Consider the following 15,536-nt stretch of genomic DNA (forward strand, 5'->3'; position numbering starts at 1 on the left):
GTGGGCAAGCACGCCCCGCCGGGGTCCCCGGTTCCGGGCGGCATCGATAATCGAGCCCGTGACCGATCTTGAAACGCCCGTCGCGCCGCCCGGTGCGGGACCCGCCTGGCGCCGTGCCGCGCCCGCTCTCCTCGGATACGCGGCGGTGCGCGCGCTGGGCCTGGTGACGCTGGCCGTGTGGAGCGCGGCCCGGGACAAGAGCGCGCACCAGCTGCTCTCCGCCCGCTGGGACTCCCTCTGGTACACGAGGGTCGCCGAGCTCGGCTACGGCTATGAGGTACGGCTGCCCAACGGGGACGTCCACTCGAACCTGGCGTTCTTCCCGCTGCTGCCCTGGCTGGAGCGGGCCTTCGCTGCGGTCACCCCTCTCTCCCACGCGGACGCGGGCCTGCTGGTCAGCGCGCTGGCCTCGCTCGCCGCGGCCTGGGGGATCTTCGCGGTCGCGGACCATGTGTACGGGCGCCGGGCCGGGATCTGCGCGGTGCTGCTGTGGGCGGTCCTGCCCGTCGGCATCGTGCAGTCGATGGCGTACAGCGAGTCGCTGTTCACGGCGCTCGCCGCCTGGTCGCTGTACGCGGTCCTGACCGGCCGCTGGCTGACCGCGGGCCTGCTCGCGTCACTGGCCGGCCTGACCCGCCCGGTGGGCGCGGCGGTGGTCGCGGCCGTCTGGGTGGCGGCGATCGCCTCGTTCGTACGGGAGCGGAGCGTTCCGGCGCGGACCGGCGCACCGGGATGGCGGCGCGCCCTGGCCATGCTGATCGCGCCCCTCGGCGCCGCCGGCTACGTCCTGTGGGTCGGCCGTCACACGGGGAAGGGCCCGCTGGGCTATCTCGACGTCCAGGCGGGCTGGCGCAACGGCTTCGACGGTGGCTACGCCTTCGCCCGCTTCGTCGCCGACAAGTTCACGTCGTTCCCGTCGGCCCTCGCCGGACTCGCGCTGATCGTCGGGGTCGGCCTGCTGGTCTGGCTGTACGTGATCTGCGTACGGCAGCGGCAGCCGCTGCCACTTCTGGTGTACGCGGGGGTCGTCACCCTGCTCGCCCTGTGCGCGTCGAGCTACTTCGGCTCGAAACCACGCCTTCTGCTGCCCGCCTTCCCCCTGCTGCTGCCCCCCGCCCTGGCCCTCGCCCGGCTGCGAACCTCCAGGTCGGCGTGGGTGCTGGGCGGTGTGGCGGCGGTCTCGGCGGCGTACGGCGCCTTCTGGCTGAACGGTTCCGGGCCGCCATGATCACCCAGGGTGGCGGGTGAGCAGTTGGAGAAGTGCGCGCGAGCATTCGGTGAACGAATTCAAAAGCGCCCCAAAACTTCACATTGGAATGATCAATCGAATGGAAGGAAGAGCGGACGAGGGATTCCATAATCCAAGGAAATAAACGCCCTCCTGAGAGCAATCCCACATCACATCGTCATCACAAAGAGGGTGCTTCGGCCTGGAACACAGCTCACTCGCTGTAACGTCGATTGAGTGCGTACCGAACGAAAGCTGACTCGTCTGGACCGGGTCTTCGCCCGGCTGGACCGTGAGCCGGAACGACCGGCCCACATCGACGTGCCCAGGATGAGCCGGCACCGAGTGGTCCTCTTCGCGTCCACGCTCGCCTTCTACGTCGCCATCGTGTGGGCCATCGTGATCACGTCGTGGCTGGTCCGGTTCGACTGGCAGGTCATGTTCTTCCGGCCGTACCAGCAGTGGCCGGAGATCCACGCGTTCCTCGACTACTACGTGGTGCTGGGCCAGCGCGGCCCCACCGCCGTGATGATCGCGGCCTGGCTGGGCTGGCGTTCCTGGCGGCAGCACACCCTGCGCCCGCTGCTCGTCCTGGGCGCCTCGCTGCTGCTGCTGAACATCACGGTGGGCGCCGCGAAGCTGAGCATGGGCCGTCTCGGTCCGCACTACGCGACCAACGTCGGCTCGAACGAGATGTGGCTGGGCGGCGACATATTTCCTTCGGGCCACACCGCCAACGCCGTCGTGACCTGGGGCATCCTCGCCTATCTGGCCTCGACGCCGCGTGCCCGCCGCTGGCTGTCGGCCGTCTCCGCCGTGGTCTCACTCGGCGTCGGCCTGACCACCGTGTACCTCGGCACGCACTGGTTGAGCGACGTGGTGCTCGGCTGGGCCGCCGGCCTGCTGATCCTCCTCGCGCTGCCCTGGTGCGAGCCGCTGATCGCGCGCGCCGAGACCGGGATCTTCGACCTGCGCGACGCCTGGCGCAACCGCCGTCGCGGCACCGCGCCCGCTCCGGCCGCCCCGGTGGGCGCTCCCGTGGCGCTCTCCCCGCTCGACAGCCCGGCAGGCGACGAGGAGCCCGTGGTGCGCGAGCCGGTGGCCGCCTCCCGGCCGCCCCGGGCGCAGGGCGGCTACCTGGCGCCGGGCCCGCATCTGGCCCGCTCCGAGCGCACCCCTGTCACGCCCATCGGAAGCCGCAGACCTCCGCAGTCGGACCGAGTGACACGTGGCACCACCTCGGCCCGCCCCCTGACGGGCGGCTGAGCAAGGACTGCGGGGCCCGGTACGCACACACCACGCCCCGCGCATGGCGAAGGCCCCGGCTCCTTGAGCCGGGGCCTTCGCCATGCTTGCCATGCGCCACGATGCGCGGGCTTCACGATGCGCATGTTTCTCGGTGCAGGCTTCTCGCTGTGCGGACGGCAGATGGTGGCGGGCTGGCGGGTCAGCCCTTCCAGCAGCGCGTCACCCGGCCGTCGGCGACCTCGAAGTTCAGCCGCCCCGAGAGGTACTCCATCGTGATGATCGCGCCCGGTGGCAGCGACCGCACCGTGGACCAGCCACGTTCACGGGCCAGCCGCTCTGCGCCGCCCGCCTCCAGTCCGACGTACGCGTCCGGAGTGTCCGAGGGCTCTGCGGGAGGAGTGGGAATCGGTGCCATGCCGCCACGTTAGGCGGCGGAATGCGGCGGCGGAACCCCGGGCCCGCCACCATCAGTCACCGGTCCCTCTCCGGTCACGCTTCTGTCACAGGACAACGACACCCGTTTCGACCTCCGCGACATGAACTGATGCACATCGGGCCATCACACGTACGGGCGGTTCCGTACGTGTTCCGCCCACCTTCGAACGTAATTCGGGAGTACCCGGGACTACCGCGACCGCGGCCCGAATATCAGGCCGGAAAACGCGATGCCGACCCCGCGTCCGCGCTTTTTCTTTCCGATTCCGGGGTGTGTTCCGGAAGCTGACACACCATAGGAAATGCATGGCTCAAGCACAGGACCCGCGCTTCAGGAGGCCGTACGCCGTCCCTCCGGCGCAGCCCGCTCCAGCGTCCGGCTCAGCCGGTCCCGCGCCGTCCTGATCGCCTCGACGAGCTCGACGGGTTCCAGCACCTCGAACTCGACGCCCATCAGCATCACGTGGATCACCATCACGTCGAGGCTGGCGGCCCCGGTGCGCAGGATGCAGCTGCCGTCGCTCTCCGCCTCCAGCGTCCCGGCCGAGGGGGAGATCCGCTGGGCCGCCTCCTCCTTCGGCACGAGCAGCCGGACGACGGCGTGCGTGGCGTAGGCGCGGACGGACACGCCCTTGGACACATAGGCGGCCAGGTCGTCGGCGGGCGGCTGCCGGGGCGTGAAGCGCGGTCCGTGGGGCGGCTTGGGCGTGACGCGGTCGGCCCGGAACGTACGCCAGTCGTCGCGGTCGACGTCCCAGGCGACCAGGTACCAGCGGCGCTCGGTGCACACCAGGCGGTGCGGTTCGACCGTGCGGCGGGTCGAGGAGCCGCCGTGGTCGCGGTACTCGAAGCGCAGCCGCTCCGAGTCGCGGCAGGCGGCGGCCAGGTCGGTCAGGACGGCCGGGTCGACGGCAGAGGGCTGGGGGCCGCGCAGCATCGGCACGGTGAAGGCGTTGAGGGCGCCGACCCGGCGGCGCAGCCGGTGCGGCAGCACCTGTTCGAGCTTGGTGAGAGCGCGTACGGAGGTCTCACCGATGCCCTCGATGCCCTGTCCGGCGGCGGTGCGCAGGCCGACGGCCACGGCGACCGCCTCGTCGTCGTCGAGGAGCAGCGGTGGCAGTTCGGCGCCCACGCCGAGCTGGTAGCCGCCGCCCGTGCCGGGGCTCGCGTTCACCGGATAGCCGAGTTCGCGCAGCCGGTCCACGTCGCGGCGGACCGTGCGCGGGGTGACGCCGAGGCGGTCGGCCAGGGCGGCGCCCGACCATTCGCGGTGCGCCTGCAGCAGGGAGAGCAGACGCAGGAGTCGTGCCGAGGTCTCCAACATGAATCCGAGTCTGCCAGGCATTGCGGACAGTACTTGTCCGCAAGGGTGCGTACCTTTCGAGACATGGCAGACAACAGCGCAAGCGAAGAGATCCGCCCCTTCCGGATCGACATCCCTCAGGCGCAGCTCGACGACCTGCACACCCGCCTGGACCTGACCCGCTGGCCCGACGAGCTCCCGGGCGTGGACTGGGAGTACGGGGCCTCGCTGCCGTATCTCCGTGAGCTGGCCGGCCACTGGCGGGGCGCGTACGACTGGCGCAAGCACGAGGCGGCCCTGAACGAGATCCCGCAGTTCGTGACGGAGATCGACGGCGCCCAGGTGCACTTCCTGCACGTCCGCTCGCCCGAGCCGGACGCGGTGCCGCTGATCCTGACGCACGGCTGGCCGGGCTCGATCGTGGAGTTCCTCGGCCTGATCGGCCCGCTGAGCGACCCGCGCGCCCACGGCGGCGACCCGGCCGACGCCTTCCACCTGGTGATCCCGGCCATCCCCGGCTTCGGCTTCTCCGGGCCCACGAAGGACCGCGGCTGGAACGTCGGCCGTACGGCCCGGGCGTGGGCCGAGCTGATGCGCCGGCTCGGCTACGAGCGGTACGGCGCGCAGGGCGGCGACCTGGGCGCGCTGATCTCGCCCGCGCTCGGCCGGGTCGCGCCCGAGTCGGTGATCGGGGTCCATGTGAACGCGGCGTCCGTCGGCTTCATCCCGCTCGGTCCCGTGCCCGAGGACGTCCAGGCCGAACTGACGGACCGGGAGCGGCAGAGCCTCGCGGCCATCGGCAGGTTCACCAGCGACGGCTTCGGCTACAACGTCCTGCAGTCGACCCGCCCGCAGACTCTCGCGTACAGCCTGGTCGACTCCCCCGTCGGCCAACTCGCGTGGATCATGGAGAAGTTCAAGGAGTGGACGCACTCCTCGGCCGAGCTGCCCGAGGACGCGGTCGACCGGGACACGCTGCTGACGAACGTGATGCTGTACTGGCTGACCGGGACGGCCGGTTCAGCGGCGCGGATGTACTACGAGAACGGCCACAGCGGTGACTGGTTCCCCGTCACGCGCTCCGAAGTGCCCACCGCCGTCGCGAACTTCGGCGAGGACGTGGCGATCCGGCGCTGGACCGAGGAGACCAACACCGTTGTCCGCTGGACGGAGTTCGACCGCGGCGGGCACTTCGCGGCCCTGGAGGTACCGGAGCTGCTGACCGGCGACATCAGGGAGTTCTTCGCCTCACTGCGGTGAGCCCACCGGGCTGACGGTCACCGACAGGTCGTTGTCGCTCGTGTAGTACGGCCCGGCCTCCGCCGGGCCGTACACCGTCTCCACGGTGACCTTCGGGTAGCTGAAGATCGGCTTCTTGTCGGCGATGTCGTCGAGCAGCCGGGCGATCCGTACCCGCGGCCCGGTCTCCCCCGCCGGGCGCAGCCACAGATCCCAGACGCCCTCCGTCAGCTGGGAGTAGGCCACCGTGAGACCGAACCGGGCCTGGTCCAGGGTGACTTCGGCCCGCACCACGGTCTCCGGCTCCGCGCGGACGCGCAGTTCGGCGTAGGCGTCGGGGGTGAGCTCGACGCCGTACACCTGACCCCGTACGCCCAACTCCGCTTTTCCGATGCGCAGTTCGCCCGCCTCGGCGTGCGGGGCGCGCAGCCAGCTGCGGACGGAGAGGTTGCCGTGCTTGGTGCCGTACGGGATACGGACGGCGACATGGCCGCGGGCACCGCTCGGCACCCGGTCGACCAGCGAGCGCAGGTCGTTGAGGCCGGGTGCCAGGCGCTGCGGCTCGCCGCCGGCGACCTGGGCGTAGGCGTCCCAGCGGCCCTCGGGCAGCTCGACACTGCTGGGCAGCGCGGCACGCAGCCGGCCGTCGGCGGCCGGGGTGAGCGGCAGCCGGACCTCCTGGACGCCGTCCCGGTGCCGGAGCACGAGATGCGTGTCGCCGACCGCGGCGTCCGGGCCGGGGTCGGTGATGTCGAAGGTGAGCCCGCCCGCAGAGTCGGCGATGCAGTCGGCACCCGGAGGCATGGTCACGTCCTTCTCGGAGTGCCGGTGCGAGGCCTGCGGAGCCACCGTCATCATGCGGAGCTGTCCTTTCCGAGTACGGTCCGTCCGGCATCCCGGACGGCATACGCACCGCCGAGCAGGGCGCCGCGCGTGCGATGCAGTGAGCCGCGCATCCGGCCGATCTTCGAATCGCCGCCGCGCGGGACGAGACCGGAGAAGATCGACTCGTAGCGTTCGGCGATCCGGGCGGGGTCGAAGCGCGCGGAGTCCTCGAGCGCGGCGTGCGCCATCCGCTGCCGCAGCTCGTCGTTGTTGATCAGTTCGAGCAGTCCGTCGGCGATGGCCTCGACGTTGCCGACGGGCACGAGACGTCCGTCCACGCCGTTGTAGATGATCTCCCCCGGGCCGTGCGGGCAGTCCGTGGAGACGACGGGCAGGCCGCAGCGCATGGCCTCGACGATCGTCATGCCGAAGGACTCCAGGCTGGAGGTGACGGCGGCGATGGATCCCTTGGCCCACTCCGGCTCGATGGGATGCGCCGGGCCCATCAGCAACACGTGGTTGTAGAGGCCCAGTTCGTCGATGAGCTTTCGCAGCTTGTCCTTCTGCTTGCCGCCGCCGTAGATCCGCAGCCGCCAGTCGGGCCGCTGCCGGCGCACCCGGTCGAAGGCCTTGATCAGCAGGTCGTACCGCTTGACCGGGGCGAGCCGCCCGGCCGCCACGACCCACTTGCCGGAACCGTCCGCAGGCTCGATGCCGGGGGCGGGCACCGGGTTGGGGACGGCCTCGACGTGCACGCCGGGCAGCCGCATCTTCTTGCCGTACGCCCCCGCGTCCGCCTTCGTGGTCGTGGTGAGCGCGTCGAGCCGCGGGTAGGCGCCGCGCAGTTCCGTGCGCAGGGACTCCGAGTGGGTGTCGAGCGTGAGGTGCTCCTGGCCGACGCGGAGCGGCCCCCGTCTGGTCTCGCGGGCCAGATGCACGTTGAGCCCCGGACGGGTGCCGATCACCACGTCGGAGTCGACCTTCGAGAGGTGGTCCGCGATACGGCGGTCGGTCAGAGCGCTGTACTGGTCGTAGCGGACCTCCCCACGCGGGAAGACGCGGGCCGGCGCCCGGTAGGCGGGGTCGTCGCCCTCGTACCCCGGGCTGTTCGTGCGGATGTCGACGAGATGGCGCACGCGCACACGTGGATCCGGTGCGAAGACCGGCTCGTCACGGTGGCGGAGTACGGAGACGATCTCGACGTCGTGCTGCTCGGCAAGGGTGTTCGCAAGGTTGTACGTCGTCCGGATCGTCCCACCGATTCCGTAGGCGTTGTGTATCAGGAAAGAGATCTGCATGCGTCCCCGTATCTCCGGCTCATCCAGCTACCTGTGGGTTAGACCGGGGAGTTGGGGTGATGGTTGGGCTTACTTATCATCCTGTTCCCGAACAGTTGCGCCATCGGTAGCCGGATGGGGGAACCTTTTGGCGCCGGGACGCATCAGGGCTTGTAGGGCAACTGCGGCACGTCGAAGCATTCGTCGTTCATGTCGCCCTGAGTCACCCACCCGTCGGCGTCCTCCCAGCGGGCCACCGAGAGGCAGGTCCTGCGGGTCTTCGGGGGTTCGGGCAGGCGCTCGTACCGGACGGGCAGCAGCAGACCGTCGGCCGTGTACGGCTTCCCGGTGTCCATGAAACGGTCGACGCACGCGCGCGTGACGCCCGTCTTCGCGCAGGACCTGGCCGCGTCCGTGAACCACATCGCGGCGGCCCAGCCCTCCAGCTGCCACTGGGAGTGGCTCTTCAGGTTCTTCGTGCCGTCCCGGAACTCCCGTAGGGCCTCCTGGTCCGTGGCCGTGTCGTCGTAGTTGCGGCTCGCGCTCGTCGCCCACAGGGCGTTGCGGCAGCGCGGCGCGTCCTTGTAGTCCTCACGGACGGTGGACGTCCAGTTCTGCACGTTGGTGACCTTGGCGAGGACATCGGCGCCGACGTCGTCCATCGCCTTGCACAGCTGCGCGTTGCCGTAGGTGTCGATGGCGTCGAAGACCACGTCGGCGCCCTGTTCCTTCAGATCGGCCGCCGCGGCACGGAAGTTGGGCAGCGCGAAGTCGACCTGTTCGGTGACCACCTTGTAGCCCTCGGCCTTCAGGCCCTGGGTGACGAGCCGCGCGTACGCGGCCGACGCGGACTGGTTGTACGAGACGACGGCGGCCGTCCGGGCGCCCTGCTCGCGCTTGAAGTAGCGGTAGATCTCGGTGCCGCCGTACAGCTTCCCGTCCCAGCCGGGCTTTCCGTTCCGCGGGGCGAGGCTGCCGTAGATCCCGTACAGGTGCGGATAGGTGTCGTACGCCGCGCCGATGGGCTGCCCGCCGATGTCGGGCACGCGCGCGCGTGACACCCGGGAGGCGCCCGCGTAGTCGAGCGCGCTGGTGGCGACGAGGGCGACGACCTTGTCCTCGTCGACGAGCTTGTGCACGCATTCGTTGTTGCCGACACCGCTGCCGCCGTCGTCGCACATACGGACGTCGACCCGGCGGCCGTCGATGCCGCCGCGCGCGTTCAGCCGGTCGAAGTAGGCCTTCGCACCGTCACGCGGCCCGGTGAAGGTGTTGCCGCCGACCGGGCTGGTGGCGCTCGTGATGATGCCTACGCGCAGGGGTTCCGCGGTGCCGCTCCGCGTAGGCGTACGGCCTGGCCGGTCCTCGAAGTCGCTCTCCGGGAGACGGCTGCCGCAGGCCGTGCCCACCAGGAGCAGCAGGCCCGCGACAGCGCACTCAGCAACCCGGACCCGGCGACGCATTGCCGCTCAGCCCGACCAGACCGCACAGCGTCTTGACGGACACCTTCCACGTGCCGTCCTGCTCGACGGCGGTCCCCGCGGCGTTCGGCATGACCGTGGCGCCCTTCAGGGTGAGCGTGTACGTCACGTTCGCCGCGGTCGGCGCGGTGAACTCGACCTGGTCGACGGTCGCCTCCACCTGCCCGCCGCGCTCGTCGCCGCTGAAGCTCTCCAGAACCTGAGCCATGTTGTCGCCGTTCTCCAGGACGGCCTGTTTGTCCTTCAGGGGGACGTCGGGGTCGAAGAACTTCTTCCAGTTCTCCTTGATCTCCTTCTCGGCCGCCGCCGGATCGTCCGGAGCGCTCGCGCTCGGACTCGGCTCGGTCGTCGTGGGCTGCTCCACGGAGGGCGAGGGCGGAGTCGTGTCGTCGCCGCCGCTGTCGTCGCCGCAGGCCGTAAGAGCCGAGGCGAGGACGAGTACCGCCACCGCCAGCCCCCGGCCTGTCCCCCGCCTGAGGTCACTCCCGAGAACCATCTGGCTCACCACCGGGTGTCGGTCCGGGCCAAGTGCGCCCGGAGCTTTCAGGGTCAGCTTGCAGAAGGCATAGTGCAAGTCCATCGGCGGACTTGGAAGACAGCCGGACACATGACATGGGAGCCCCCATGCGAACAGCTCGACTGCGGACCGTGCACCCCGTCCTCTGGGCCGGGTGGGCCGCGCTCGCCGCGGGAGCGGTGCTGTGCGTCCTCGGCTGGTACGGGATCTCCGGCGAGCGGTTCGCCGAGCGCCAGCTGCCCTACCTGGCGTCCTGCACGGTGCCGGGTGCCGCGCTGATCATCGCGGGCGCGGTGCTCCTCACCCACGGCAGGAACGCCCTCGCTGCGGCCCGCGTGGAGGAGCTGTACGGGCTCCTGGTGGCCGCCGATCCCGCCGACGCCGACGAGTCCGGGCAGGCGGCTTCCGCGCCCGTGGCCGTCAGCGGAGACCTCCTGATGGTGCCCGGCGGCACGCTGTGGCACCGCGCGGACTGCCCGCTGGTCTCCGGGAAGACGGAGGCCCTGCCGGTCGACTCACGGGTCCTCGCGGGCGGGGAACTGGCCCCCTGCCCGATCTGCGAGCCCACCGCCTCGGACGCCCGGTCGTCCGGGGCGGACGGCTGATGGCGACCCTGACGTACGACCTCACGCTCGCCGGGCTCTCCGTCGGCAGCGCCGCCGCGCTCACCGGGATCGGCCTGGTCGTGACCCACCGGGCGACCGGAGTGCTCAACTTCGCGCACGGCGCCATCGCCATGGTGTGCGCCTATCTGCTGTGGCAGCTCACGGTCGAGTGGGACTGGCCGCTGCCGCTCGCCGCCGCGCTCACGCTGCTCGTGGTGGCCCCGGGCATCGGCATGGCGCTGGAACGGTTCGTCTTCCGTCCCCTGTCCGTCCTCGGCAGCGACCCGGCGCAGACCCTCGTCGCGTCCATCGGCGTGTTCGTCCTGCTCGTCGGCGGCGCGGCGCTGATCTGGGGCCCCGGCGCGCGCTCGGACGCGCCGGCACTCGTCTCGGCGGACCCCTGGGGGCAGCTGGCCGTGACCCTCGTGCTGGCCGTCGGCGTCGGCGCGGTGATCCGCTGGACCCGCTTCGGCCGGGAGCTGCGGGCCGTGGTCGACGACCGGTCACTCGCCGTCCTCGGCGGCATCGACGCGGACCGGGTGGCCGCGGCCGGCTGGGCCTTCGGCTCCTTCACGGCGGGCCTGACGGGCGTGCTGCTGGCCCCGTACGTACGCCTGGACCCGTACGGCATGCCACTTCTGGTGATGGAGGTGGTGGCGGTCGCGGTGGCCGCCCGGATGCGGAGCCTGCCGGTGGCCGTGGTCGTGGCCCTGGGCATCGGGGTCGCCCAGAGCCAGCTCACCCGGCTGCATCCGACGGGCTGGCGGGAGCCGCTGCTCCAGGCGGTGGGCGCGAACCTCTTCGTCGTCGCCCTGCTGATCGCGGCGCTGGTCCTGCCGGGAATCGGCACGCGGGACGCGCTTCCGCGCACGGCGACGGCCCGGGTGGCAACCCCGCCGGGCGCGTGGATCGTGGCCGTGGTCCTGTTCCTGCTCCCCCTGGGCTTCGCGGGCTCGGACCTGCACACGTCCGTCCAGGTCCCGGCCCTGGGAGTCGTCCTCCTGTCCCTGGTCGTGGTGACGGGCCGCGGTGGCCAGATCTCACTGGGCCAGGCGGCGTACGCGGGTCTGGGCGCCCTCTTCACCGCACTGCTGGCGGCCGGCCGCTTCCCGGGCCTGCCGGAGCTCCCCGAACTGGCCGCGCTCGCGGTCGCCGTCCTGCTGGTGGCACCCCTGGGCCTGCTGACCGGCTGGCCCGCCATCGGCCGCCACGGCCTGGCCCTCGCCCTGGCCACCTTCGCGGTGGGCGTCGGCGTCAGCCGCTTCGTCTTCGCCCAGCCGTACGCGACCTCGGGCCTGACGCTCGGCCGCCCGGCGGGCTTCGACGGCGACCGCGCCTACTACGCCCTCGAACTCGTCCTCCTCGCGGGCGCGTTGCTGGCCGCCCACGCACTGCGCCGGGGCCGTACGGGCCGGGCCCTGGCCGCGATGCGCGACCACGAGGCGGGCGCGTCGGCGGCGGGCGTCCGCGTGCCGGCGCTCAAACTGACGGCCTTCGTGGCGGGCGCCGCGCTGGCCGCGCTCGGCGGCGGCATGCTCGGCATGGGCCTGCGCGCCTTCGACCCCGCCGCGTACGACCCGGTCCGCGGCCTGCTGTGGTTCGCCGCGATCGTCGTCCTCGGCGCCGACAGCGTCCTCGGCGCGCTGCTCGCGGCGGCCCTCCTGGTCGGCCTGGACGCAGGCACACGCGGCGGCGTCGCGGCGGCCCTGATCGGCCTCCTGGCCGTCCTCGTGGGCCGCTTCCCGGGCGGCCCGTACGAGGCCCTGCGCCTGGCGGCCGAACGCCTGCGCCTGCGCCGCGAGGTGACGCTCACTCCCCTGGGCACCGGGGTGAGACGGAGACTGCGGGCGACACTCACGGGGCCCGGCACCCGCCCCCACGTGGTGGCCGCGGCGGGCGCGACTGCGGTGACGGTCCCGTACGCCGCCCCGGACACCGGCATGAACACGGGCACGGACACCGGCACGAGGCTCACCGGAGGCCGCCCGCTGGTGACTCGGCCGGTCCCACGGCCGACTCCGGCGACCGGCGAGCCCGGCCCTTCCTGGCCATCCGACACGACGGACCGTGCCGCCGGTCCCAGGTCCACGGATTCCGGCGCTCCTCCGACGCCCGGTGAGGACCGGGGCGAGGGCCCGGCTCGACCCGCCCAGGTCCCCGAGGCGAAGGGCCCGGGTCCGGGTCCCGCCGAGAACCGGAACCAGCCCAGCACGCCCGGCCCTCGCACCCACGGCGGCGAACCCAACACCCCGCGGCCCCCCGACCACGCCAGGCAATCCGACGCGGCGCAGCCGACCCCGCCCGTCGGCCCCGGAACCCCCACCACAGGGCCTGCCTCGCCCACCCGCCCCCGGCCGTTCCGCACCACGCCGGTTCACCCCGTCCACCCCGTGCTCCGCGCCCGTGCCCTCCGTGTCGCCTACGACGGGTTCACCGCTCTGGACGGCGTGGACCTCGATCTGGTCCCGGGTCGGATCACCGCGGTCGTCGGGCCCAACGGGGCAGGGAAGAGCACCCTGTTCCACTGCCTCGCCGGGACCGTGCGGCCGGATGCCGGGCGGATCGGGCTCGGGGAGCGGGACATCACCCGGCTGCCCGCCCACGCCCGGACCCGGCTCGGTATCGCCCGCACCTTTCAGCAACTCGCCGTCTTCCCCACCCTCACGGTGGCCGAGAACGTACGCGTGGGTGCCGAGCAGGGCCGAGTCGTGGACGCGGACGCCGTGGAACGGACGCTGCGGCTGCTCGGGCTCGACGGAGCCGTACGGGCACTCCCGGCGGCAGGCCTGCCGACCGGCACCCTGCGGCGGGCCGAACTCGCACGGGCCCTGGCGGGAAACCCCCGTGTCCTGCTCCTCGACGAGCCGGCGGCAGGGCTGGACACGGCCGAAGTGGCGGCGCTGGCCCGCGTGCTGGGGGCGCTGGCCGCGGACGGTACGGCCCTGCTCGTCGTCGAGCACGACCTGGACCTCGTGGCCGACCTGGCCGACACCGTGCACGTGATGACGGCGGGCCGCGTCGTCGCCTCCGGCCCCGCCGACCACGTACTCGAAGGCCTCGACCGGCTGGAAGCACACCAGGGGTACCAGGGACACCAGGGCGGCCAGGGAAGCCAGGGGCTCGGAACGGCGGTCGACGGATGAGCGCGCCCGGGATCTCCCTGCGCCACGCGCGCGTGCGGTACGGCCCGCTGGAGGCGCTCCACGGGGTGTCGCTCCACGCTCCCGCCCCCGGCGTCACCGTCCTGCTCGGCCGCAACGGCTCGGGCCGTACGACCGCGCTGCGCGCCCTCGCCGGAACCGCGCCCCTCTCCCGCGGGGCCGTGGTCTGGGACGGCACCGACGTCACGGGGATGCCCGCGTACGAACGGGCCCGCCGCGGTCTGTGCCTCGTCCCGGACCGCCGGGCCGTCTTCGGCTCGCTCACCGTCCGCGAGAACCTCGGACTCGCCGCCCCCGGCCAGGACTTCACGCCCGCCCTGGAGGCGTATCCCCAACTGGGCCCGCTGCTCGCCAGAAGAGCGGGAACCCTCTCCGGCGGCGAGCAGCGCATGCTCGCCCTCTCCCGCGCCCTCCTGGCACGCGCGCGCGTGGTCCTCGTCGACGAACCCGCACAGGGCATGTCCCCGACGGTCGCCGCCCGCACCTACGAGCTGCTGAGCGGCCTCGACGCCTGCGTGATCGTGGCCGAGCAACGCCTGCCGCCCGGCCTGCGCGCAAGGACGGCGATCGTGTACGAACTCCGGCGCGGCGCTGTCGTGTTCAGCGGCGAGGCTACGGAGACGGCGGAAACGGCGGCGACGGCTGCCTCGGCAACGGCGGGCCCATCAGGACCGGCAGAGGCTTCGAGGCGGCACGGGCCTGTGGGGACTGCAGGACCTCCTGCGTCTCCCGTGCCTCCCGTGCCTCCGAGTCCGACATGCCCGAGAGACTCGGGGAGCCGGTGGCCGCGTCCTCCGGAGGAACCGCCGGAGGAACCGCCGGAGACGTCACCGGAGGAAGCACCGGAGTGACCAGCCGTCCCGGTCCCGCCCCCTTCGGCAGCTTCAGCATGGTGCCGGAATTCAGCTGCCCCGGGTCCTCGCCGACCATCTTCCGGTTGAGCTTGTAGAGCGCCTTCCAGCCGCCCTTGACGCGGTACCGGCGGGCGATCGACGCGAGTGACTCACCACGTTTCACGAAGTGGGCCCGGCCCTTGAGTTTGTACCTCTTGGCACAGACGGGCCACGCCTCCCACCCCTGGACGCTCACCACCTCCTCCGCGACCCGGATCTGCTCGGCCCGCGTGGCGAGGTCCGCGCGCGGCGCGTAGGCCAGTCCGCCGAACGCCTTCCAGGTGGGCTGCCAGAACTGCAGCCCTCCGTAGAACCTGTTCCCGGTGTTCGCGTTCCAGCGGCCACTGCTCTCGCACTGGGCGAGACAGCCCCACGGCCACTGGTCCTTGGCACAGCTGTAGGGCACCCGGCCCGGCACCGACGGACCGGGTGCCGTGGGCGGCGGTCCCGCGGGCGGTGGTGCCGCGACCGCCGCCCCGGGGGCGAGTAGGGCCAGGACGACGGCGACGACAGCCGCGTACCGCATGCTCTTGATCGACATCGGGCCACGCTAGGCAGGGTGGTGAGGGCCCATCCGTGAGCCGCGCAGGCGTCCGACGGGGCCCCACCCGGTCGGAGGACCGGGTGGGGCCCCGGCCCGAAGGCAGGAGTCCGGCTCAGAGCCTCGGGCTCAGAGCTCCAGACGCTGGCCGGGGACGATCACGTCGGGGTCCTTGCCGATGGCGGCCTTGTTGGCGGCGTAGATCCGCTGCCAGGTGGTTCCGTGCCGGGCCGCGATGGCGCTCAGCGTGTCGCCGCTGCGGACGGTGTAGTCGCCGCGGGACGAGCCGCGGCCGGTGTGGCCCGTCGAACGGTCCGGCGTCTTCGCCGGCTTCGACGGGGCGGCCTTGGTGGTGGGGGTGCTGGGCGCGGACGCCGCGGGCGCACCGCCGGACGCGCCCGCGCGTGACGAACAGGTGGGCCAGGCGCCCCATCCCTGCCCGCGCTGCACCTTGGTGGCGACAGCGATCTGCTGCGCCTTGGAGGCCTTGTCGGCCGTGGACGCGTAGGCCGAGCCGCCGTACGCGCGCCAGGTCCCGGCGGAGAACTGGAGTCCTCCGTAGTAGCCGTTCCCGGTGTTGATGTGCCAGTCGCCGCCGCTCTCGCACTGGGCGATGCGGTCCCACACTCCGCTGTCCGCCGCCGCGGCGTTGCCGGTGGCGGCCAGCAGTCCGAGCGGGGCGAGCAGTACCGCCCCGGCGAGGACCGCCGTGGTGCGGGTCTTACGAGTGGTATCGGCACATTCGGACATGTAGTTCCCTCTCCAAGGACCCGGGCTCCCCCA

General features: G+C 72.2%; 13 protein-coding genes and 1 pseudogene. 6 read left to right on the top strand and 8 right to left on the bottom strand.

Annotation, left to right across the window (positions count from 1 at the left end):
• Positions 1 to 58: 58 nt before the first annotated feature.
• The gene (locus tag ACN20J_RS12275) at positions 59 to 1,228 is read left to right on the top strand and encodes a glycosyltransferase family 39 protein (RefSeq protein WP_361899568.1); all 1,170 of its coding nucleotides are present in this window, start codon (positions 59 to 61) and stop codon (positions 1,226 to 1,228) included.
• Between the two features lie 237 nt (positions 1,229 to 1,465).
• Positions 1,466 to 2,494 carry a phosphatase PAP2 family protein gene (locus ACN20J_RS12280; protein ID WP_364195355.1) on the top strand — a complete coding sequence of 343 codons (1,029 nt, stop codon included), beginning with the start codon at positions 1,466 to 1,468 and terminating at the stop codon, positions 2,492 to 2,494.
• A 181-nt stretch (positions 2,495 to 2,675) separates the two neighbouring features.
• Here ACN20J_RS12280 and ACN20J_RS12285 read toward each other — a convergent pair whose 3' ends face one another.
• Complete coding sequence (locus tag ACN20J_RS12285; RefSeq protein WP_055618508.1) at positions 2,676 to 2,891, bottom strand: I78 family peptidase inhibitor; 216 nt, start codon at positions 2,889 to 2,891, stop codon at positions 2,676 to 2,678.
• 351 nt (positions 2,892 to 3,242) lie between these two features.
• A complete protein-coding gene (locus ACN20J_RS12290) occupies positions 3,243 to 4,235 on the bottom strand; it encodes a helix-turn-helix transcriptional regulator (protein ID WP_189840167.1) in 993 nt (330 codons plus the stop codon).
• A 63-nt stretch (positions 4,236 to 4,298) separates the two neighbouring features.
• On the opposite strand from ACN20J_RS12290, the gene ACN20J_RS12295 reads away from it, so the two are divergent.
• Entirely contained in the window at positions 4,299 to 5,474 is a 1,176-nt protein-coding gene (locus tag ACN20J_RS12295; protein ID WP_189840168.1) for an epoxide hydrolase family protein, read from the top strand.
• On the opposite strand, the gene ACN20J_RS12300 is transcribed toward ACN20J_RS12295, so the two are convergent.
• From ACN20J_RS12300 to ACN20J_RS12315, 4 genes are all read right to left on the bottom strand, one after another.
• Entirely contained in the window at positions 5,463 to 6,311 is an 849-nt protein-coding gene (locus tag ACN20J_RS12300) for a hypothetical protein (protein WP_372505529.1), read from the bottom strand. The genes ACN20J_RS12295 and ACN20J_RS12300 overlap by 12 nt on opposite strands.
• Positions 6,308 to 7,576 carry a glycosyltransferase family 4 protein gene (locus tag ACN20J_RS12305; protein ID WP_190229464.1) on the bottom strand — a complete coding sequence of 423 codons (1,269 nt, stop codon included), beginning with the start codon at positions 7,574 to 7,576 and terminating at the stop codon, positions 6,308 to 6,310. The genes ACN20J_RS12300 and ACN20J_RS12305 overlap by 4 nt, the downstream gene beginning before the upstream one ends.
• 143 nt (positions 7,577 to 7,719) lie before the next feature.
• On the bottom strand, positions 7,720 to 9,018 hold the full coding sequence (locus tag ACN20J_RS12310) for an ABC transporter substrate-binding protein (protein WP_190229465.1): 1,299 nt from the start codon (positions 9,016 to 9,018) through the stop codon (positions 7,720 to 7,722).
• The gene (locus tag ACN20J_RS12315; RefSeq protein WP_190229466.1) at positions 8,993 to 9,532 is read right to left on the bottom strand and encodes a hypothetical protein; all 540 of its coding nucleotides are present in this window, start codon (positions 9,530 to 9,532) and stop codon (positions 8,993 to 8,995) included. The genes ACN20J_RS12310 and ACN20J_RS12315 overlap by 26 nt, the downstream gene beginning before the upstream one ends.
• 128 nt (positions 9,533 to 9,660) lie before the next feature.
• Here ACN20J_RS12315 and ACN20J_RS12320 point away from each other — a divergent pair, with 128 nt between their 5' ends.
• The 3 genes and pseudogenes from ACN20J_RS12320 to ACN20J_RS12330 form a co-directional block, all read left to right on the top strand.
• Entirely contained in the window at positions 9,661 to 10,158 is a 498-nt protein-coding gene (locus tag ACN20J_RS12320; RefSeq protein WP_361996931.1) for a hypothetical protein, read from the top strand.
• The gene (locus tag ACN20J_RS12325) at positions 10,158 to 13,301 is read left to right on the top strand and encodes an ABC transporter permease subunit (protein ID WP_419665891.1); all 3,144 of its coding nucleotides are present in this window, start codon (positions 10,158 to 10,160) and stop codon (positions 13,299 to 13,301) included. Before ACN20J_RS12320 ends, ACN20J_RS12325 begins: the two co-directional genes overlap by 1 nt.
• Positions 13,298 to 13,939: pseudogene (locus ACN20J_RS12330) on the top strand (ABC transporter ATP-binding protein); the annotation flags it as partial. The gene ACN20J_RS12325 and the pseudogene ACN20J_RS12330, both read left to right, overlap by 4 nt.
• Here the strand turns inward: ACN20J_RS12330 and ACN20J_RS12335 are convergent.
• Both ACN20J_RS12335 and ACN20J_RS12340 read right to left on the bottom strand, forming a co-directional pair.
• A complete protein-coding gene (locus ACN20J_RS12335; protein WP_189840174.1) occupies positions 13,932 to 14,753 on the bottom strand; it encodes a transglycosylase family protein in 822 nt (273 codons plus the stop codon). The pseudogene ACN20J_RS12330 and the gene ACN20J_RS12335 overlap by 8 nt on opposite strands.
• A gap of 129 nt (positions 14,754 to 14,882) precedes the next feature.
• Positions 14,883 to 15,503, bottom strand: coding sequence for a transglycosylase family protein (locus ACN20J_RS12340; RefSeq protein WP_189840175.1), 621 nt, complete (start codon positions 15,501 to 15,503; stop codon positions 14,883 to 14,885).
• Positions 15,504 to 15,536: the final 33 nt, after the last annotated feature.

It is taken from the genome of Streptomyces sp. 2-1, from assembly GCF_048564895.1.
GTDB classification, from domain to species: domain Bacteria; phylum Actinomycetota; class Actinomycetes; order Streptomycetales; family Streptomycetaceae; genus Streptomyces; species Streptomyces phaeochromogenes.

Coding starts and splice junctions, on each gene's coding strand:
- ACN20J_RS12295 (WP_189840168.1), top strand. CDS start 4,299: ATGGCAGACAACAGCGCAAGCGAAGAGATCCGCCCCTTCCGGATCGAC.
- ACN20J_RS12310 (WP_190229465.1), bottom strand. CDS start 9,018: ATGCGTCGCCGGGTCCGGGTTGCTGAGTGCGCTGTCGCGGGCCTGCTG.
- ACN20J_RS12340 (WP_189840175.1), bottom strand. CDS start 15,503: ATGTCCGAATGTGCCGATACCACTCGTAAGACCCGCACCACGGCGGTC.
- ACN20J_RS12320 (WP_361996931.1), top strand. CDS start 9,661: ATGCGAACAGCTCGACTGCGGACCGTGCACCCCGTCCTCTGGGCCGGG.
- ACN20J_RS12290 (WP_189840167.1), bottom strand. CDS start 4,235: ATGTTGGAGACCTCGGCACGACTCCTGCGTCTGCTCTCCCTGCTGCAG.
- ACN20J_RS12305 (WP_190229464.1), bottom strand. CDS start 7,576: ATGCAGATCTCTTTCCTGATACACAACGCCTACGGAATCGGTGGGACG.
- ACN20J_RS12325 (WP_419665891.1), top strand. CDS start 10,158: ATGGCGACCCTGACGTACGACCTCACGCTCGCCGGGCTCTCCGTCGGC.
- ACN20J_RS12335 (WP_189840174.1), bottom strand. CDS start 14,753: ATGTCGATCAAGAGCATGCGGTACGCGGCTGTCGTCGCCGTCGTCCTG.
- ACN20J_RS12315 (WP_190229466.1), bottom strand. CDS start 9,532: ATGGTTCTCGGGAGTGACCTCAGGCGGGGGACAGGCCGGGGGCTGGCG.
- ACN20J_RS12285 (WP_055618508.1), bottom strand. CDS start 2,891: ATGGCACCGATTCCCACTCCTCCCGCAGAGCCCTCGGACACTCCGGAC.
- ACN20J_RS12300 (WP_372505529.1), bottom strand. CDS start 6,311: ATGATGACGGTGGCTCCGCAGGCCTCGCACCGGCACTCCGAGAAGGAC.